General features: G+C 72.4%; 19 protein-coding genes and 1 pseudogene. 7 read left to right on the top strand and 13 right to left on the bottom strand.

The window, feature by feature from the left end:
• Positions 1–285 precede the first annotated feature (285 nt).
• Positions 286–834 carry a GNAT family N-acetyltransferase gene (locus ACIBSV_RS01835; RefSeq protein WP_395858920.1) on the bottom strand — a complete coding sequence of 183 codons (549 nt, stop codon included), beginning with the start codon at positions 832–834 and terminating at the stop codon, positions 286–288.
• Positions 835–988: 154 nt separating this feature from the next.
• Here ACIBSV_RS01835 and ACIBSV_RS01830 point away from each other — a divergent pair, with 154 nt between their 5' ends.
• On the top strand, positions 989–1,135 hold the full coding sequence (locus tag ACIBSV_RS01830; protein WP_395858919.1) for a hypothetical protein: 147 nt from the start codon (positions 989–991) through the stop codon (positions 1,133–1,135).
• A 13-nt stretch (positions 1,136–1,148) separates the two neighbouring features.
• Here ACIBSV_RS01830 and ACIBSV_RS01825 read toward each other — a convergent pair whose 3' ends face one another.
• The 3 genes and pseudogenes from ACIBSV_RS01825 to ACIBSV_RS01815 form a co-directional block, all read right to left on the bottom strand.
• The gene (locus ACIBSV_RS01825; protein WP_395858918.1) at positions 1,149–2,330 is read right to left on the bottom strand and encodes a hypothetical protein; all 1,182 of its coding nucleotides are present in this window, start codon (positions 2,328–2,330) and stop codon (positions 1,149–1,151) included.
• Positions 2,331–2,562: 232 nt separating this feature from the next.
• Entirely contained in the window at positions 2,563–3,225 is a 663-nt protein-coding gene (locus ACIBSV_RS01820) for a hypothetical protein (protein WP_395859316.1), read from the bottom strand.
• A 150-nt stretch (positions 3,226–3,375) separates the two neighbouring features.
• A pseudogene (locus ACIBSV_RS01815) lies at positions 3,376–3,964 on the bottom strand (dihydrofolate reductase family protein).
• A gap of 70 nt (positions 3,965–4,034) precedes the next feature.
• Between ACIBSV_RS01815 and ACIBSV_RS01810 the strand changes: the two are divergent.
• A complete protein-coding gene (locus ACIBSV_RS01810; RefSeq protein ID WP_395858917.1) occupies positions 4,035–4,610 on the top strand; it encodes a TetR/AcrR family transcriptional regulator in 576 nt (191 codons plus the stop codon).
• A gap of 261 nt (positions 4,611–4,871) precedes the next feature.
• Positions 4,872–5,312 (top strand): NUDIX domain-containing protein, encoded by a 441-nt coding sequence (locus ACIBSV_RS01805; protein WP_395858916.1) that lies wholly within the window; start codon positions 4,872–4,874, stop codon positions 5,310–5,312.
• Positions 5,313–5,337: 25 nt separating this feature from the next.
• Here ACIBSV_RS01805 and ACIBSV_RS01800 read toward each other — a convergent pair whose 3' ends face one another.
• The 4 genes from ACIBSV_RS01800 to ACIBSV_RS01785 all read right to left on the bottom strand — a co-directional run bounded on the left by ACIBSV_RS01800 (position 5,338) and on the right by ACIBSV_RS01785 (position 8,670).
• Complete coding sequence (locus ACIBSV_RS01800; protein ID WP_395858915.1) at positions 5,338–5,826, bottom strand: hypothetical protein; 489 nt, start codon at positions 5,824–5,826, stop codon at positions 5,338–5,340.
• A gap of 242 nt (positions 5,827–6,068) precedes the next feature.
• Positions 6,069–7,127 carry an ATP-binding cassette domain-containing protein gene (locus tag ACIBSV_RS01795; RefSeq protein ID WP_395858914.1) on the bottom strand — a complete coding sequence of 353 codons (1,059 nt, stop codon included), beginning with the start codon at positions 7,125–7,127 and terminating at the stop codon, positions 6,069–6,071.
• A 57-nt stretch (positions 7,128–7,184) separates the two neighbouring features.
• Positions 7,185–8,021, bottom strand: coding sequence for a DUF4097 family beta strand repeat-containing protein (locus ACIBSV_RS01790; protein ID WP_395858913.1), 837 nt, complete (start codon positions 8,019–8,021; stop codon positions 7,185–7,187).
• A 103-nt stretch (positions 8,022–8,124) separates the two neighbouring features.
• The gene (locus ACIBSV_RS01785; RefSeq protein ID WP_395858912.1) at positions 8,125–8,670 is read right to left on the bottom strand and encodes a hypothetical protein; all 546 of its coding nucleotides are present in this window, start codon (positions 8,668–8,670) and stop codon (positions 8,125–8,127) included.
• Positions 8,671–9,235: 565 nt separating this feature from the next.
• On the opposite strand from ACIBSV_RS01785, the gene ACIBSV_RS01780 reads away from it, so the two are divergent.
• Positions 9,236–10,165 carry a hypothetical protein gene (locus ACIBSV_RS01780; protein ID WP_395858911.1) on the top strand — a complete coding sequence of 310 codons (930 nt, stop codon included), beginning with the start codon at positions 9,236–9,238 and terminating at the stop codon, positions 10,163–10,165.
• 151 nt (positions 10,166–10,316) lie between these two features.
• On the opposite strand, the gene ACIBSV_RS01775 is transcribed toward ACIBSV_RS01780, so the two are convergent.
• Entirely contained in the window at positions 10,317–10,823 is a 507-nt protein-coding gene (locus ACIBSV_RS01775; protein WP_395858909.1) for a GNAT family N-acetyltransferase, read from the bottom strand.
• Positions 10,824–11,015: 192 nt separating this feature from the next.
• On the opposite strand from ACIBSV_RS01775, the gene ACIBSV_RS01770 reads away from it, so the two are divergent.
• A complete protein-coding gene (locus tag ACIBSV_RS01770; protein WP_395858908.1) occupies positions 11,016–11,519 on the top strand; it encodes a methylglyoxal synthase in 504 nt (167 codons plus the stop codon).
• A 68-nt stretch (positions 11,520–11,587) separates the two neighbouring features.
• On the opposite strand, the gene ACIBSV_RS01765 is transcribed toward ACIBSV_RS01770, so the two are convergent.
• From ACIBSV_RS01765 to ACIBSV_RS01750, 4 genes are all read right to left on the bottom strand, one after another.
• Complete coding sequence (locus ACIBSV_RS01765; protein ID WP_395858907.1) at positions 11,588–11,941, bottom strand: helix-turn-helix transcriptional regulator; 354 nt, start codon at positions 11,939–11,941, stop codon at positions 11,588–11,590.
• 207 nt (positions 11,942–12,148) lie between these two features.
• On the bottom strand, positions 12,149–13,234 hold the full coding sequence (locus tag ACIBSV_RS01760) for a polyprenyl synthetase family protein (RefSeq protein WP_395858906.1): 1,086 nt from the start codon (positions 13,232–13,234) through the stop codon (positions 12,149–12,151).
• A 278-nt stretch (positions 13,235–13,512) separates the two neighbouring features.
• The gene (locus ACIBSV_RS01755) at positions 13,513–14,352 is read right to left on the bottom strand and encodes a phosphotransferase family protein (protein WP_395859315.1); all 840 of its coding nucleotides are present in this window, start codon (positions 14,350–14,352) and stop codon (positions 13,513–13,515) included.
• Positions 14,353–14,489: 137 nt separating this feature from the next.
• A complete protein-coding gene (locus tag ACIBSV_RS01750) occupies positions 14,490–15,140 on the bottom strand; it encodes a hypothetical protein (RefSeq protein ID WP_395858905.1) in 651 nt (216 codons plus the stop codon).
• A gap of 630 nt (positions 15,141–15,770) precedes the next feature.
• Between ACIBSV_RS01750 and ACIBSV_RS01745 the strand changes: the two genes are divergently transcribed.
• Both ACIBSV_RS01745 and ACIBSV_RS01740 read left to right on the top strand, forming a co-directional pair.
• A complete protein-coding gene (locus ACIBSV_RS01745) occupies positions 15,771–16,238 on the top strand; it encodes an Lrp/AsnC family transcriptional regulator (protein ID WP_331770984.1) in 468 nt (155 codons plus the stop codon).
• 197 nt (positions 16,239–16,435) lie between these two features.
• A complete protein-coding gene (locus tag ACIBSV_RS01740) occupies positions 16,436–17,791 on the top strand; it encodes a pyridoxal phosphate-dependent decarboxylase family protein (RefSeq protein ID WP_395858904.1) in 1,356 nt (451 codons plus the stop codon).
• Positions 17,792–17,809: the final 18 nt, after the last annotated feature.

The raw sequence follows: 17,809 nt of genomic DNA, 5'->3' as shown, positions 1-17,809 counted from the left end.
CGAAAGGGACATCACGTCGCCGGATGCTCGGGCAAGACGCCGCGCAAGAGGCCGGGCCGAGGCGCTGATCGGTGGCCGAGTCGGCCCTCCGCACGATCGGCCTGGCCCGTCTCCGCTCGAAGACCCGCAGCCGCAGTCACGTCGAGCGACGCGTTGCCGTGCGCACGCGTGGGGGCGGGGGTAGGACGCGGGCTCGGCTCGGATTCGCAACCTACGCGACCCGTGCGGCGCTTCTCATGTCAGGGCCTCGGCGGGAGGATCGCGATGTCCGCCGAAGCCGTGGAGCTACGCGGCTCGCGGCGTGTTCGCCGGGATCTCGAAGATGATCTCGAATCCGTCGCGCTCGTTTCCCCGTTCGCCGACCCGCGTGAAACCGAAGCCCGCGATGGTGGCCAGGGAGGCGTCGTTGTCGGATCTGATGGTGGCCCGCACCGTCCTGACATCGGGTTCGGCGGCGGCCCTGGCGAGTAGCGCCGTCAGCATGGCGCGGGCATAGCCCTGGCGGCGGTACCCGGGCGCGACGGTGTAGCCGATCTCGACCATGCCGGCCTGGTCCGGTGGCCCGTGGAATCCGCCGTCGCCGACGACGGTCCCGTCCGGCTCGGACACCGCGGCTCGCGTGATCCAGGGCGCGGCAGCCGGATCCTTGGCGAGTTGGTCGGCGCGATAGCCGAAGATCCAGCGGGCCCGGTCGCCGACGAAGTACTCGTCGAGGGGGACCCCGGCTTCGGCGCTGCCACCGGCGAGATCACCGTCGGCAAGCGCGCGCAGCGCCTTCGCGCCGAGTTCGACGAAGCGGACGCGCTTGGGGATGGAGAGAGGTTCGTTGTTCATCGCGGCGATGTTCGCTTGAAACCGGAATGTTGTCCACCGCTTTAACGGTCCCGGTGGGCATGGCGGTTCCGCTCGGTCGGGTCGGGTCACGAGAAAGGGCGTACGGATGCCACGATGCCGACGCCGAGACCCATCTCGCGATCGATCGCCTCCCTTGGACATGCGGCTGACGGTGCTCACTCGGCGTCTCGACGCGTTGGTGGGCAAGACCGGGCGGGACGCGCGCGCGTCCGCAAGCCTGGTCGAGATCCGGGACGGCCAGACCCTGATCCCACTCGACCAACCGGCCGAACTGGCGTAAGCCATCCGGAAGTTCACCCGGACCGTACATCCGGCGGCGCCATGACCGCCGTACGGGGCACGCGCCCGACGGCGGAGCGCGACCACGTCGCTGCCACGTCTCGGCGCCGCCCGCGCCGACCCCGACCGGGATACGCCACCGCCTCCGGAGCTTTTCCGGTCCCCGCGCCGACCCCGCCGCCGCTTCGGTCCGCGCTTCGGTCCCCACTCCGGTCCCCGCTTCGGTCCCCACTCCGATCCCCGTTTCGAGGAGCCGCGCCCGTGCCGGCGGTGCGCACGAGGCCACGCACCATGGCGACGCCAACCGCCACCGCGAGCGCGTGCAGGACCACCGCGTACGCGAGGTTTTCCGGCAGTGTGGTCCCGGCCGGGTGCGCGAGCGCGAGATAGAGCGTAAACGGCAACTTCCAACCGCTCCACGCGAACAGTGAGCCCGACCCGATCCAGCCGAGGGCCACCGGGAGCCAACGCGGCAACCGGGCCGGCCGGCCCCACACGAGCAGCCGGCCGGCGATCGCCGCCACGAGGGCCCAACCGCCCCAGATGCCGGTCAGGATCCGCCATTGGGCGTCGCGTGCCTCCGGGTGCGCGACGCCCAGCTTGCCGCCCATCGCCCAGTACAACCACACTGCCCCGAGCACGGCGCCGCCGACCGCCGACCACGGGACCCGCCGGCGAGCGGGCCCGGTGGCCGTGGCTCGATCACCGACGCGTCCGGCGAACACGTCCGGCCGACGCCGCAACAGGTACGCGGGCAGCGCGAGGGCCAGACCCAGTCCCATACCGACGAAGCCGATCTGGACCAGCACCGCCTCCCAACCCGGCATCGACGCGTCCTCCGCGCCCGTGCCGGCATCGCCGGCCGCCTCCGGGCCCGCGCCCGCATCCCCACCCGCCTCGGTGCCCGAGTCCGAGTCGCCGCCCGATGTCCACACCGAACCCAGCACCGCGTACGGCAACATCGGCACCAGGAAACCCGTACCCACCCACGCGCAGAACGCCAAGGGAGCGCCGGGAATCCGCATCCCCCACGGCCGGACGAGCGCGAGCGCGACGGCGATCCCGATGCCCGCCATGCCTACCGTCGCCGTGTTGAGCACCACCCACTCGGTCAGCCCGAAGCCCGAGCCGATCGGCAACACCCCGACCAGGGAACCGACCACCCACGACACCTTGATCAGCAGATAGGGCGTCAACGCGAGCGCCGCCCCGTACCCTCCGGCTCGGCCCGATCGATCCCACCACCGCACCGGAACTCCCCTTTCTTCGGCAGGAGTTCCAGCCTGCATCGACGAGTTGCCGGGTACATCGGTCGAGCGGCGGGGCGCCCGTCCCCCGATCGGGGGACGGAACGGGTCGACCCGGGAGCGAGTGGCGACCGAGGAGCGGCTCCGACGGAACGACGAGCAGGACCGGCCCGTGCGTTCGCTACGTCCGGGGCGCGCCGTACCAGCGCCACGAGGTTCGGCGCGCACGGCCCGGGAGTTCGGCGCGCCCGGTGGCCCAAAGCAGTGTCGGCCACGGGTCCGTGTCCTGAGGTACGTCGGGGAAGAGCCGGGCGAGGACGCGTGCGCACAGATCGGCGGGCGGCGTCCAGGGCAGTGCGAGACCCTCGGCCAGGTCGTGGGTGTGTACCAGGGTCTCCACGATGCCCATCGCGGCGAAGCCCTCGGGGTCCGAGGCGCCGTGGCCGTGGTGCGCGCGCACGCTCGGCGGCGTGGTCCGGGTCATGGCGACGAGCAGCGCGCCGCTCGCCTCCAACACCTGCAACAGGCCGTCCGCGCCCGCCGCGCGGTCGGCGTGGATGACGTTCGCCGGTCCGCCGGGCCGTCGACTCCACCATAGGAACGGCACCTCGCCCGCCATGGGCGGGACGCCGGGACCCAGTTGCGCGGCGTACGCGAAGAGGTCGTCGCTCAGGTGCTCGACCGTTTCCCAGCAGTCCCACTCCAGCGATCCGGCCTTCGCGTCCCAGGCCTCGGTGGGCACTCCCCGGAGCGCGGCCACCGCGAGTCGTACGGCCCGATCCAGGTCATCCGGCGTCACCGGTCCCGGTGACACGGACGTGGCGTCCGAGGAGGGTTCGGACATGGCCTCTTCAGCTGATTCACGCATGGATACGACCGTATCGCCACCGCTTCGCGAACACGAGGCGTACCGTGCCGCGCCCCCGCAGCCGGTACGCCGGGCGGCACCTGTCGGGAGCGCCGTCGGCCGTGCGGCCGAGAATGCCGGCGCCTGCTACCGTCGCGCTTCGAACCACGTGATCGTGACGTCGTTGGAAAACGACTCGCGGGCGGTCACGGCGAACCGCGTAGGGTCGAACTCCCCGTCGAACAGCGGGGTTCCGCCTCCCGCCACGACGGGGTAGCTCTTGATGATCAGCTCGTCGAGCTCGGGCAACAGCGTGCCCGCGAGCCGGCCCCCGCCGCACAGCCAGATGTCCCGGCCGGCCTCGCGCTTGAGCTCGCGGACCAGTGCGAGCGGGTCGCCGTCGACCACGGTGACGGCCGGGTCGGGGGACTGCCCGAGGCTGCGGGCGACCACGTACTGGCGCAGGTGCGCGTACGGGCTCGACAGACCGTGTTCGAGTGCGGGGCGATAGGTGCCGTGGCCCAGCACGACCGTGTCGAAGCGCAGATTCGGCGTGTCCGCGAGGCCCGCCCGCGCGCACGGCGGTGGGTACGGTCTCCGGATACCGCGCGTTGACCCACGCGGCGTAGTCGGTGGCCTGTCGTTCGTCGCCGACGGGGTAGAAGTCGACCTGCCCCGCAGGGCCGGCGATGTAGCCGTCGATGGAGACTCCGATGTAGTAGACCAGCTTTCGCATGCAAATAACTCCAGACGTAGTACTCTTTTTGAAGTGGTCAGAACGTAGTACTACGTTTGGAGTGGTGTCAATGGTTCGCAGGAACGCCGAGCGTCGGGCGGCGCTCGTCGACGCCGCCATCGAGGTGCTGGCGAAGGAAGGCGCCCGCGGGCTGACCTTTCGGGCAGTGGACGTCGAGGCAGGGGTGCCGACGGGCACGGCCTCCAACTACTTCGCCAGCCGCGACGAGCTGCTCACCCAGGCAGGCGCCCGGGTCTACGAACGACTTCAGCCCGACGAGGCGCTGATCGCGCGGCAGCGGGCGAGTACGCCGGACAAGGAGGCGTACACAGTGCTGATGCGGGAGGTGGTCGGACGGGTCAGTGCCTTCCGGACCGGCTATCTGGCCTTGCTGGAACTGCGCTTGGAGGCCACCCGGCGGCCGGAGTTGCGCTCGGTGCTCACCGAGCGGGTCCGCGCCGACGTGGCCGCCAACATCGCCTATCACGAGGAGTCCGGGCTGCCCGGCGACGCGACCGCGGTCCGCCTGCTCTACCTGGCGTTCAACTGGCTCATCGTCGAACAGCTCACGCTGCCGGGGGTGTTCTCGGAAGCCGAGCGCGAACACCTCGTCACCGCGGCGGTCGACCGCATCGTGAACCCCTGACCGACCCCCGGGCGGTGCGACCGTGCCGGGGCGGCCGTTCGGCGGCACGGAGCCGGCGGTCGGGGTGCGGCCGCAGTGCGCCCGACCGCCGTCCGGGCCGGGTTCGGGCGTGACGTCCCTCCGCTGCCGGTCGTTGGTCCGGGCGGAGGTGTGCGTCCCGGCGCGCGGGTCGGGTCCCAGTGCCCGGTGTGCGGTCGCGGACACCGCCGCGTACCGGGGGCGACACCCGAAGCTCCCGGATCGATCTGGGGAGAGCGACACTTGAGCGACCACCGCCACAACGCCATCGCCTACGCCGCCATCATCCTCGAACGATCCGACGGGGCCGTGTTGTTCATGGAGCGCAAGGACACCGGCTTCGCCGACGGCCTGCTCGCCCTGCCGGGTGGCCTGGCCGACCCGGGCGAACTCCTCATCGAGGCGTGTGCCCGGGAGACCAAGGAGGAGATCGCCACCGACGTGGCCACGGCTGATCTGCGCACGGCGTACGTGTCCCAGGTCCTCGGCGAGACCGGTGTTCCGGTGATCGGTTGGTACTTCCACACCACCGCCTGGTCGGGCGTCCCGAGCAACGCCGAACCCGACCAGTGTGCCCGGCTGGCCTGGCTCGATCCGGCCGACCTCCCGGCCGACGTCGAGTCCACGGACGCGACGGCGGTCACCGCGTGGCACCGCGGCAACACTCCGGTCCGCTGGGCCTGACCGTCCCGCCGACCGCGCGGGTGGGCTATCCCGCCTCGCGGTCGGGCCAGATCACCCGCCCGTCCCGGAACACCAGCGGTACGGGCTCGGTGTCCTCCAGGAAGCGCAACCGCCCGAGTACGACCGACCCATCCGGGCTCGTGTGCGCGTCATCGGCCCGGGCGGCCAGCCAGGTCAACAGGACGCCGACCGCGTCGAACTCGTCCGGATGCAACTCCTGACGTACGCTCACGACCCACCCGCCGGTGGTCGGCGTCACGTCGGCCGTCGACTCGCCACCGACCCTCAATGCCATCCCGGTACGACCCAGCACGGGACGCGGATCGTCCTCCACCGTCGGCACGCCGAAGTCGTCCACCACGACCACCGGAAACTCGGTCACGATGGCGCGGGCACCCGACGCGGGAAGAACCCCGCCGCCGAGACCGGCATGCCACCGCAACTCGGCGACCTCGCCGCCGGAGAGCGGCCCGCGGATCGCCAAGGCCAGGGTCAACTCGTAGAGATCACTCACACGTCGGGACCTTAGGGGTGGCGCCGACGGACGGCGACCCGACCGAAGTCCGTCCGCGTCCGTCCGCGTCCGTCCGCGTCCGTCCGCGGCCAGGAGCGGCCGGGTGCGCGAGATCCATTGCGGGGTTCGGTTGTCGACTCCCGCGCGCGGATTCCCATGCACGTTCCCATGCACTTCACCATGCGACTCACCATGCAATCTGCCATGCAGCTCCCCATGCAAGTACCAGGTCAGACGCCTTTTCACGCCTTCCCATGATGGCCTTGCTCATGCCGAAGCACCCGTCGGCAACCGCGTTGATCGGAGTACTCGTCGCGGGTTCTCCCCCCGGGGCTCCGCGTGCGGTCGGAGTGCGTCCTGCCGGTGAGGGGGCGGAAGACGTCGTCGAGGTCGGGGGTGTGCACGGTCAGTGCCTCGGTCCGGATGGCCGCGTCGTCGAGGGCGTCGAGGACGGTGCGCAGGGCCGCGGCGGTGTCGTCGCCGGGGACGCTCACAATGAGGGTCTCGCCGTCGCGGGTGGTGGCGCGGAAGAGATCGGCGGCGGCGTCGAGTCGGTCCTGGTCGGCGAACCGGATCCGGATGTGGGCGCCGGGGGTGCGGCGTTTGATCTCCTCGGCGGTGCCCTCGGCGACCAGCCTGCCGTAGTCCAGGACGGCGACCCGGTCGGCGAGTCGGGCGGCCTCCTCCAGGTATCGCGTGGTCAGCAGGATGGTCACGCCGTGGTCGGCGACCAGGCCGCGGACGACGTCCCAGACGATCCGGCGGCTGCGCGGATCCAGGCCGGTGGTGGGTTCGTCGAGAAGGATCACGCGCGGTTCGCCGACCATCGCCATCGCCAGGTCGAGCCTGCGGCGTGTGCTCCGGGACAGGGTGCGCGCTGGTGCGTGGGCATCCCCGGCGAGGTCGAACCGGGCGAGGAATTCGTCGGCCCGTCGGTGACCCTCGGCCCGGCCCAGGCGGTGCAGGTTCGCCATCAGGATCAGGTTCTCCCGAGCGGTGAGCAGGTTGTCCGCGGCGGTGAACCGACCGGCGACGCCGATCGCGCGGCGCACCTTGTCGGCGTCCCGGGCGAGGTCGTGGCCCGCCACTCGAATGCGGCCGGCGTCCGCGCCGATGAGTGTGGACAGGATTCGTACGGTCGTGGTCTTGCCCGCGCCGTCGGGGCCGAGCAGTGCGAAGACGGTGCCCTCGGGGATGTGCAGGTCGATGCCGTCCAGCACCACCTTGTCGCCGTAGGACTTGGCCAGGCCGACGGCGCTGATCGCCGGTGCGTGGACGAGGGGCGCGGAAGTCGTGGTCATGGCAGTCGCATTCCCCGAATCGTGGCTCTGTGGTCTCGTCCCGGTCGCGCGCCGGGATCAGGCGCGGTGGATCACGATGTGGCCGAGGTCCGTGCGGGCACGGACCTCGACGGTCTGCTTGGAGGCGTCGGGGCTCCCGGCCGGGCCGAGCGAGTTGCGCACGTCGCCCACCCGGGTCCGTACGTCGAGCCGGGCCGCGGTGGACTCGCGGATGCCGACCTCCAGATTGCCGGTGCCGGTCCGCAGGCGTACCCGGCCGCGCGCCACCTCCTCGATCCGGATCGCGCCGTTGGCACACGTGGCGTCCACGTCGGCGTGCGCGACGCCGATCGCGATCCGGCCGTCGGACGAACAGACCCGCAGATCGCCGCCGACCTCGCCGATGGTGCTCTCGCCGGCGGCGTTCGTGATCGTCGCCGCGCCGGTGACGGTGCCGATCGCGATCCGGCCCGCCGCGACGATCTCGGCGTCCCCGATCACGTGGCCCACCCGGATGTCGCCGTAGCCGGTCCGGGCGTACATGGTCCGCGCCTCGTCGACGCGGATCGTGCCGACCGAGGTCTCGAGCCGGCAGCCGCCGAGCGGGCCCAGGCAGGTGAAGTCCGCCAGCGGCGTGCTGGCTTGGACCTCGGAGCCGGCCGGCAACTCGATGGCTATCTCCACCGAACCGCTCTTGCCGAGCGGTGAATGTCTCCCGGGCCCCTTGACCACCAGCCGACCGCCGGTGCAGGTGACCGAGATCTGCTGCGCGGCTCGTACGTCGAGTTCGTCCGCGCCATCGCCGGGTAACACCTCGACGACCGTATCGGTGCGCTTGCTCGCGGTGATCCGGACCGAGCCGACGTCGAATTCGAGGTCGACGGAGATCGGCTCGGGGGTGTCGAACCTGGGCATGGCGGTGCTCTCCTCGTGGCTGGTGGTGTTCCCGCCGGTGGGGCGGGGCGGGAGAAGAGTGGAGCGACGTCGGGTGGTCGGCGCGTGCGCGGGTGCGGGCGCCCTACGGCCGGCGGACCCAGCCGGTGTAGCGCCGTCGGCCCCGATCTCCGGTGGGGCCGCCTGGTGCGCCGTCGCGGGTCGCCTCGGGTTCGAGCGAGCCGGCGGCGGCGCGGACCAGCCAGGCGTTGACCGACAGGCCCTCGTACGCGGCGGTTTCCTCGACCCGGGATTTGAGGTCGGCGGGCAGGCGGAAGTTGATCCGCGCCATGCCGCCGTCCTCGCCGCGGGCCGGGGCCGTCGGTGCCGCGGCTGCTCCGCTCGGCTTGCGCTCGGGTGCCCGGGCATCCGCGTACGCCTCCCGCGCCGACGGCGCCGTCACCACGAACTCGGGGTCGAGACCGCGCAGTCGTATGTCCACCGAGCCCGGCGCCAGTTCGCGGGTGACCTCGGCCATCGCGGCGGACAGCGCGCCGAGCAGAACGAGTCGGGTGGCCGAGTCCAGCGGGGCGGTGAGGCGCTCGGCAAGGCCTCGGGCTTCGGCGCCACCCACGTTCGCAGCGACCGCGAGTTCGTTGCGGAGACTGTCGACGTATGGCGTGAGGTCCATAACGCCATCATGGCACGAAGATGGCGCCATGACGAGTCATTGTGACATCATTTCTCGATGATTAGGGGGTCATTTGTGGCGCAAGACTTTGTGGTGACAGCCTGTGAAAACCGGATCCGTGGTGTAAACACCCAGGTCGGGAGGCTATTTCTTGCCGACGTGCGGCATTGGCCCGTGGCCCTCGGTGGTGCCACGATACCGAAGCGGACCGGCAGTATGCACCGTGCCGCCGTCGAAGACCAGAGCCGTGGCCGATGCCTCCGGCGGCACACTCACGACGGCGGGCGCACGACGGCGAACGGGCGACGGCGCACGATGGCGAAACCGGCGACGACGAGCGCGCATCGCGGTGGAGGCGGCACCGGTGCGTCACGGGACCACCGCGTGTGCCGAGTCGTCCGGCCCGCCTGGGCCGCAACCACCATCGCGGCCAACCGACTTCCGCATCCGGTCGCCTCGTTCCGCCCGGCGGTGCCGCCGCGATGGGGCCGACCGGGGGATTCGCGGGGTCGTAAAGTGATCATGCAGGGGTGGCGAGGCACGGTTGGCGAGGGGGCCTGAAGACGTGGCGATACGGGATCAACTGCGGGGCATCGGCGGGGCGGTGGGCTCCGCGGCGGCGTCGGGACGCGCGGCGGTGGGGAATCGGATCGGGGCCGGTCGGGCCCGGGTCGCGTCGGGGGACTGGGTGCGCGGGACGCTGGACGCGCTGCCCGCGCCGGCCGCACCCGCCACCGTGGCCTGGGAATTCTCACTGGGCGCGCTGGTGTGTCGGCACCCGAAGGTCCCGGCGATCACCGCGCGACCGCTGCGGCTGCTCGACGGGCTGGGCGCGGTGCGGTTCGGCCCGGAGAGCGTCGGCTTCGACGGGGAGGACATCCCGTGGGAGAAGGTGATCCGGCTGACCGTGCACGACGCGTTCGCGTCGATGACCACGGCCGCGCTCGACACCGAGGTCGACCGCGTCCGTGAGGTGTTGCCGCCGCTGCCCGGCCGCAAGTGGGCGGTCACCAAGGTGGTGGAGGGTCTGCTCACGGTCGTGCTCGCGTCACTGGAACAGGCCGACGACCGACGACTGGACAGCGCGGCGGTGGCCTGCGAGATCACCTACCGCGGCCTGCTCGGCCGCGAGAAGACGCTGCGCGCGAGCCTGTTCGCCACCGCGCTGCTGGCCCGACAGACCGCGGTCGCGGACAGCCTGGTGGCCACCGCCCGAGCGCACGGCGTCGAGGTGGTCGCGGCCGTCCCCGAGGGCGGCGCCGACGACGCGGCGGCGGCCGAGCGTACCCGCGTCCTGCGCGCCCGCACCGACGCGGTCTCCGCGCGGCTGCGCGCCCAGCGTGAGCAGGCCGCGGATGTCGTCCCGCCCACCGAGCCGGCGGCCATCGGCAGCGCGCCGGGCACCACGTCCGCTCCGTCGGCTCCGCCGTCCGGCCCGAGCAACCCGGCCCACCCCAGCGACGCGACGGACCCGACCGACCCGTTCTCCTGCTGACCGCCCGGGCCGCTCGGCGGCGTGCCCCTCGGCCGGATCTGCGTCGTGGCGTGCCGGCTCGGTCCGACGCGCCTCGCGGCGCGCCCCTCGACCCGATCCGTTTCGCGGCCCGCGTTCCCGGCCCGACCCGGTGTGCCGCCGTGGGGGCGCGTTACGCGTGGGCCTCGATGCCGTAGGGGCGCAGGCCGCGACTGCGGTAGTTGAGCAGGGCGTTGGGGTGGTCCTCGGAGGATGTGTGCAGCCATACCCGGCGGACCGGTTCGGTCGGCGCACAGGTGGAGGTGCGCCACGCCTGACGGAGCAGCAGGGTCAGCGCACAGCCGCCCAGGCCCTTGCCGACGAACTCGGGGAGCAGGCCGAACGTGACCACCTCCACGTTCCCGTCGGGCTGCGGCTCCAGGTTGCCGATGCCCGCCCGCTCGCCCGCGTGCGTGATCAGCCAGGTTTGCCGCAGCGGGTGCGCGGCCCGAAGTTCCGCCCAGTCACGCTCGGTTCGGGACGCGCTGCGCCAGCCGTAGGGGGCGCCGACCCGAGCCTGGAGCGCGTACACCTCGGGCGTGATCGGGTCGAAGCGGTGCAACGCGAGGTTCGGGACGGAACGGGAGGGCCGAAGCTCGTCGGCCGAGGTCATCTCCAGGTACATCACGGTCTTCCCCATCGACGCAGGCTATCGCCGCCCCGATACGTCCGTCGCGTCGTGCTCCGGGGTCGACAGGGCATCCGGTTGGGCCGGACGGACGCCGCGGTCGACCGTGCCGCGCACTCGGGCCCGCGGCACGATCCGTTCGACTTCTTGTGGGTGTCATGTCGTGGCCATACCGGCGCAACACGGGACGGCGAGACTGTGGGCATGCGAAAGTTCAGCACACCGGAGATGCCTGTGACCCCACCGAACGACCTGCTCGACCCGAAGCACCACCAGGGACGCGAGCGCGGCATCGCGCTCGTCGCGCACGACCGATACAAGCCGGAGATGCTTGCCTGGGCCCGGATCCACCGCGAGATCCTGGCCGCCCACCGCCTGTACGCGACCGGGACCACCGGCGGCATCATCGCCGACGAACTCGACCTGCGGGTCACCCGGTTCCGTAGCGGCCCGCTCGGCGGCGACCAGCAGATCGGATCACGGATCGCCGAGGGCGACGTGGACCTGCTGGTGTTCTTCTGGGACCCGCTGAGCCCCCAGCCGCACGAACCCGACGTGCGCGCGCTGCTGCGGCTCGCGGTCCTGGCGAACATCCCGGTGGCCTGCAACCGGGCGACCGCCGACTTCGTGATCACCTCGCCGCTGTCGGCGACGGCCGACGATCCGGACCGCCCCGGCTCGCCGGTCTTCGAGCCGCTGGCGGCGTAGCGCGCCCGGGCGTACAGCGCGTGCACGCCGACGGGGCGTGCAGCGGGCGGGTACGGCCGCCGCCGCGCTCAGGGGCGGGTCAGACCCCGGCTGTCGGCGTAGCGCACCGCGTCCGCCCGATTGCGCGCGTTGATCTTGGCGAAGGCGTTGTTGATGTGCGTCTTGACGGTCGCCTCGCCGATCGACAGGGCGGCGGCGATGCCGGCGTTGGTCAGCCCGTCGACGATCAGCCTCAGTACCTCCACCTCGCGATCGGTGAGCCGATCGGGATGCGCGGCGCGCGGCACGGGCCGCGTCGATTCCGCCGACTCCGTCGATTCGGCCGAGGCGGCTTTGGGCGTGGCGATAGTCGGATGCGGGATACGCGGTCGCAGTGTCGCGGCCGGCTTCGGGTGCGCTGTCGGCTCGGGCCCGTCCGTCACGTCGGTCAACCTTTCGAGCACTGTGGCCTACGCGGTGATTCGGGCCGTGTTTCGGCGAGTTCTGGGTATTAGGGCCGTTCCGTACCCCGCCTCGCGCCGTACAACCTACCGGGGCCGACGTCGCCTTCCCGACCGCCGCACCGCCGGCGCCCGGGATCCTCCGTCGGCGTTTTCGTCGACCGAGGATCCCGGGCGGATGTGGCCGGCTCAGCCGCCGGCCGGCGGCGTCGGCGCGGGGTCCGACCAGTGGGTGAGGACCTCGGTGTACGGGTTGGCGGCGAGCCACGAGATCGCGTCCCGGGCGCTGCGCTCGTAGCTCTCGGCCAAGGCCCGGGCCTCGACCAGGGCGCCGGTGGTCTCGACCAGGCCGCGCATCCGGGCGAGCGCGGTCTCCGGGTTGGTCTCGTGCAGGAGCGCGTGTCGGATCGCGGCGCGCTGCTCGGTGCCGCCGCGTTCGTGGGCGAGCAGTACCGGCAGGGTCGGCCGATGGTTGCACACGTCACTGTCGGCGGGCTTGCCCATCGTGGCGGCCGACGCGTCGTCGTACGGGAGCAGGTCGTCGCGGATCTGGAAGGCCAGGCCCACGTGCCGTCCGAACGCTCCGAGTGCCTCCACCGCCGCGTCGTTGCCGCCGCCCAGGATCGCCCCGACCCGGCAGGACGCGGACAACAGCGCGCCGGTCTTGCGAGTGGCCATCGCGAGGTAGTCCTCGACCGGGCAGTCCAGATCCCCGGCGAAGCCCAGTTCGTCGAACACCCCCTGGCACATCGCGTATCCGCCCTCGGCCTGGGCGGCCATCGCCCGCGCGATCCGCTCGCCGGGCACCCCGTGGCGCGCACACTCCGCGAGCGCGCCGAACCACGCGAAGTACAGGCTGCTGCCCGCGATGATGGCGCGCTCGGGGCCGTAGGCGATGTGGACCGCCGGTCTGCCGCGCCGCTCCTCGTCGGCGTCGATGATGTCGTCGTGGAGCAGGCTCCCGGTGTGCACGCACTCCATCCCGACGGCGGCCGGCAGCGCGTGCTCGACCTCGCCGCCGACCGCGAGCGCCGCGTACATCACCAACGCGGGTCGCAGCAGCTTGCCGGTCGGCAGGAGCGCGTAACGGTGCACCGCGTCCATGCCCTGGGCGTCCTGCGGCCAGCGGCGGGCGAACTCGGCGGCAAGGACGGTCGGTACGTCCACGATCGGCCGATCGCACAACTCGTACGGGGTGGGCGCGACCGTCGCGCGCGCCCGCTTGGTCGATCGACGTTTGTGCGCCGTCGAGGAAACCTGCGGTGTCTCGGTCACGGCTTGCGAACCCCCTGTGTCGCCCCCTGAGCGCGGCCCCCGCCGCGCCGGAGCGCATGGGGGCGACGCATGATGCGGACGCTCGCCGGCGCCCGGATCAACCCAACAGACCGCGGGGGTTCGGCGACAGCCGGGTACGGAAGCATCGCTCCGGCGTACGCTCACCCGAACGGGAATCCGCGCCTCCACACCCCACCATCGCGTGGTTTCGCGCCGGGGCACCCGGATCGTGGACCCTGCCGGCGGACGGGTCGATGTCCCCGGGCGGGCCGCGATCGTCAGTGGTAGCCGCTCAGCCCGTCCGCCAACTCCGCGCGGTCGCCGTCCCGGAGCGCGGCCAACGCCTGCTGCAGCGCGAACGTGCCGCGGATCGCGGCGACGCGCTCGCGGCCGGCGGCCTCGGGTATGCCCATCAGATCGAGTACCTCGTCGAGCAGGTCGTCACCGTGGGTCGCGGCGATCGCCGCCAGATCCTCCGCCGGATCGCCGAGCGAGACGTCGTCCCAGTCCAGCACGCCACTCAACCGGGGCACGCCGTCGACGGTGGTCCACAACACGTTCGCACCGCCCAGATCGCCGTGCACCACGGCCGTCGCGACGGGCGACAGGGCCAGTACGGCCGCCAGTTCGAGATCGGCGCGGCGGCGGCCGGCCGCCGACATGAGCGGGTACAGCTCCGCACGCACGTCGTGGGCGAACCCGGTCCACGCGCCCCCGGCGCCCGGGTCCACGCGGCGCAGCCCGGCACGCACGTCGGGGTCGGCCGCGGCGCCGGCCAGGGCGGTCAGCAACTCGGCGTACCGCGCCGCCGCTTCCGCCGGGACGGGCGCGTCCGGATCCAACGGCTCGCCCGGGAGCCGGTCCAGCAGGAGATATCCGGGATCGTGTCCCGCTCCGAGCGGTTCGGGGGTGCGCACGCCGAGCGACAACCCGGCGAGCAGCCGCAGTTGCGCGGCTCGACGCGGCAGTCGGCGTTCGGCCGCGTCGGTGCGCGCAAAGCACACCACCCGCGTCGCTCCGAGCACGACATCGTGGAACTGACCCCGACATACCGTCAGCGCGGCGGGATCGTCGGTGGGCAGGAGTCGGGCGAGCAACCCGGCGTGCCGGGTGAGCACGTCCTCGTCGGCGTCCGGTGGACCGGACCGCGTGCGTTCAGTGGTCACTTCGCGATCATGCCGGCAGCTGCCGAACGACGCGCACGGGCCACCCGCAGGCTGCCTCGGCCCGACACGGCGGCGGTGCCGGCCGGCGCTCACGACCGCGTGACCGCGCGGAGACGCCGCCGACTCCCGGCGCGGCGCTCAGACCGCCACAGCGCGTTCCGCGCGCAGCGCCGCCGCGATCTCGACGCAGCGTCGGGTCTGGATGCGGACCAGGTCCAGGGACATGAGGGTCGGGTCGCCGGTGCCGCCCTCGAGGTCCGGCGCAGGGGGAGTATGGCCACCGAACGCTCCGGCTCGCGCGCGCAGCGGCCGGGCGCGGGTCGGTGGACGATGCCGAAGCTGCGCATCAGCCCGCCATGCAGCGTGCCGGGGGCCGGCGTCGTCACGAACACGCCGAACACCTGCTCCTCGGTGCGACGTACCCACGCGCCCCGCATCTCGCGCGCGGCCGACGCGGTGGCGGGCGCGGTCGCGGAGTTCGAGAGTCGGCGCAACAACGCGACCACGTCGCGGTCCCGCGCCGGAGCGCCGAGCACGACGACGTCGGCCCAGCTCAGATCGCGCGCGGTCGCGGGTGGATCCGCTCTCGGGTCCGCCGGTTTCAGGTCCGGCTCGGCCTCCGGCAGCCGGCGCAACCGGACGTCGGCGCCGGTGTTCCAGGCGACCGCCGCCACCGCGTCGGCCAGCGCCCGAACACACTCGACGGTGTCGTGGTAGACCACTGTGACCTTGATCGTCATGTTGCCGTCTCCTTTGCCGATCCTGCGGCGCGCGGCCGCCCTCCCCGAATCCGGGACATCCTCACGCTAGGCGCGGACCGCCTTCCCGGAGATGGCCGTACGCGCCACGAAGAGGACTCCGCGCGCCGGCCGGCGGTCGATGGTGGTCGAACGAGTCGGTAGTGGCAGTCGATACCAGGCCGCACCGACATCGGCGCCCGGATCGCGGTGCGGCCACCGCCCCGCGCGGGGCGCACTCCGCCCCCACGCGCCGCACCCCGCGGGAACGCGGCACAACCGCCCGGACGACCCCGAATCGGCCGTTTCCCGTGTGACCGGTCGCCGGCCCCGAGTCCGGCCTCGATTAATGCGCACCCCCGCGTCCTCGAAGTGAACTTCCGGGGAACGGAAGGTACTTACCGTCGGACAACCGCGCCGCCCGGACACCGACACATCCGCCCGCCACCGCCGGACGTGACCTCGGCGCCCGAGGCGAGCGCGCGTGAATCGGGTACCGAAGCCCCGGTGGGCTACCGTCACTGTGCCCCGCTCACCGGAACCGCCCACCCGAGCCGCCCACCCGAGCCGCCTCGCCCCAAGCCCCCGCCCCCGTCGCCACCCCGCCCGACCCGTACCCAGGAGACCCGACCGATGGCGCTGGACCCGCTGGACAGCCGGATCATCACCGCGCTCATCGACGACGCGCGTTCGACCTACGCCGAGATCGGCGCCCGGGTCGGTCTGTCCGCGTCCGCCGTCAAACGTCGGGTGGACCGGCTGCTGGCCGCCGGTGTGATCACCGGGTTCTCCGCGTCCGTGGAGCCGGCCGCGCTGGGGTGGAGCACCGAGGCGTTCGTCGAGTTGTACTGCGTCGGGCGCACCTCGCCGAGCGCGATCGGACGGGCGCTGGCGAAGTTCCCCGAGGTGGTCTCGGCGAGCACCGTCACCGGCGACGCGGACGCGGTGATCCACCTGCTCGCCGAGGACGTACAGCACTTCGAACGCATCCTGGAGCGCATCAACGCGGAGCCGTTCGTGGTCCGCACCAAGAGCTCTGTCGTGCTTTCCCGGCTGGTCAGGCGCAATGGAACGAGTTGGCAGGGAGTGGAGACGCAATAGATCGGCGTCGACGCGCAAGATCGACCTCTTGGCCCGGTCGCACACCCGTACGTAGGGTTTGAGGTGCCGGTGCGGACCAACCCGGCGCCCCACGGTTTTCGCCGGAACACCGACCCGCGCGGGATACGCCACCGCGGGAAACCCACCCTGCGCGGGAAACGCCGCCCGAACGCGCCGAGAGATTGTCGAGCCCCGCCATGCGCATGCACCGGTACGATCCCGCCCTCGCCGACCTGGTCTTCGACTACATGCGCGAGCGGCTCGCACTGGATCCGGTCCCGCTGGACAACCCCGGGCGCAAGGACAAGCTCGACCGCGCGCTCGACGGCCTGATCGGCGCGCAGGGCAACGACCCGGGCGACGTGCTGGCGATCTACGCCGACCAGCTCGCGCCGGCGGTCATCTCCTGCGACAGCCCGCGCTTCCTCTCCTTCATTCCGGCCGCGCCGACCAAGGCCGCGCTGCTGTTCGACATGGTCGTCTCGTGCGCGTCCCTCCAGGGCATCTCGTGGCTGGAGGCGGCGGGTGCGGTGGCCGCCGAGAACCAGGTGCTGCGGTTGATCGCGGACCTGGCCGGGCTGCCCGCGAGCGCCGGCGGTTGCTTCGTCAGCGGCGGCTCGGCCGGCAACCTGTCCGCGCTCGTGGTCGCCCGGGACATGGGCCGGCTGCGTACCGGCGCCACCGCCCGGGACCGCCTGCGGATCGCGGTCAGCGACCAGGCGCACTCCTCGATCGGCAATACGCTGCGCATCATCGGCATGGACGCGCTCGTGGTGAAGACCACCGACCACCGCCTGACCGGCGAGGCGCTGCGCGCCGCGCTGGACGCCGACCCGGACGTGGCGGACGTGGTGGGCGTGGTCGCCACCGCCGGCACCACCAACGCGGGGATCATCGACGACCTGGCCGGGATCGGCGCGGTCGCCCGCGAGCGCGACCTGTGGTTCCACGTGGACGGCGCCTACGGCGGCGCCGGCCTGCTCGCGCCCAGCGTGCGCGCCCGCTACGACGGGATCGAGCTGGCCGACTCGTTCGTGGTCGACCCGCACAAGTGGCTGTTCGCGCCGTTCGACTGCGCCGCGCTGGTGTACCGCGACCCGGCCCTGGCCCGCGGTGTGCACACCCAGGACGCGTCCTACCTGGACGTCCTGCACACCGACGCGCCCGAGGAGTGGAACCCGACCGACTACGCGTACCACCTCACCCGCCGTGCCCGCGGCCTGCCGCTGTGGTTCTCGCTCGCCGTGCACGGGACCGACGCCTACACCGAGGCGATCGAGACCGCGCTCACGCTGGCCCGGGACACCGCCGAGCTGATCCGGGCCACCCCGCACCTGGAACTGATCCGCGACCCCGAGCTGTCCGCGGTGCTCTTCCGGCGGGTCGGCTGGAGTGCGGCCGACTACCTGGAGTGGTCGCACCGGCTGCTGGCCGGCCAGGTGGGTTTCGTCACACCGACCGGTTGGGAGGGTGAGACGGTGGCCCGCTTCGCCTTCCTGCATCCGGGTACGACGATGGCGATGGTCGAGGAGATCATGGCCACGATGGTGTAACGCCCTACGGCCTGCCGC

It is taken from the genome of Embleya sp. NPDC050154 (assembly GCF_044460165.1).
Classification (GTDB): domain Bacteria; phylum Actinomycetota; class Actinomycetes; order Streptomycetales; family Streptomycetaceae; genus Embleya.
The sequence above is the reverse complement of the archived record's forward strand: the minus strand, read 5'-3'. Positions and strand labels throughout refer to the sequence as shown.

Coding starts and splice junctions, on each gene's coding strand:
- ACIBSV_RS01775 (WP_395858909.1), bottom strand. CDS start 10,823: ATGGGGAAGACCGTGATGTACCTGGAGATGACCTCGGCCGACGAGCTT.
- ACIBSV_RS01810 (WP_395858917.1), top strand. CDS start 4,035: ATGGTTCGCAGGAACGCCGAGCGTCGGGCGGCGCTCGTCGACGCCGCC.
- ACIBSV_RS01795 (WP_395858914.1), bottom strand. CDS start 7,127: ATGACCACGACTTCCGCGCCCCTCGTCCACGCACCGGCGATCAGCGCC.
- ACIBSV_RS01820 (WP_395859316.1), bottom strand. CDS start 3,225: ATGTCCGAACCCTCCTCGGACGCCACGTCCGTGTCACCGGGACCGGTG.
- ACIBSV_RS01835 (WP_395858920.1), bottom strand. CDS start 834: ATGAACAACGAACCTCTCTCCATCCCCAAGCGCGTCCGCTTCGTCGAA.
- ACIBSV_RS01785 (WP_395858912.1), bottom strand. CDS start 8,670: ATGGACCTCACGCCATACGTCGACAGTCTCCGCAACGAACTCGCGGTC.
- ACIBSV_RS01770 (WP_395858908.1), top strand. CDS start 11,016: ATGCGAAAGTTCAGCACACCGGAGATGCCTGTGACCCCACCGAACGAC.
- ACIBSV_RS01745 (WP_331770984.1), top strand. CDS start 15,771: ATGGCGCTGGACCCGCTGGACAGCCGGATCATCACCGCGCTCATCGAC.
- ACIBSV_RS01740 (WP_395858904.1), top strand. CDS start 16,436: ATGCGCATGCACCGGTACGATCCCGCCCTCGCCGACCTGGTCTTCGAC.
- ACIBSV_RS01790 (WP_395858913.1), bottom strand. CDS start 8,021: ATGCCCAGGTTCGACACCCCCGAGCCGATCTCCGTCGACCTCGAATTC.
- ACIBSV_RS01750 (WP_395858905.1), bottom strand. CDS start 15,140: ATGACGATCAAGGTCACAGTGGTCTACCACGACACCGTCGAGTGTGTT.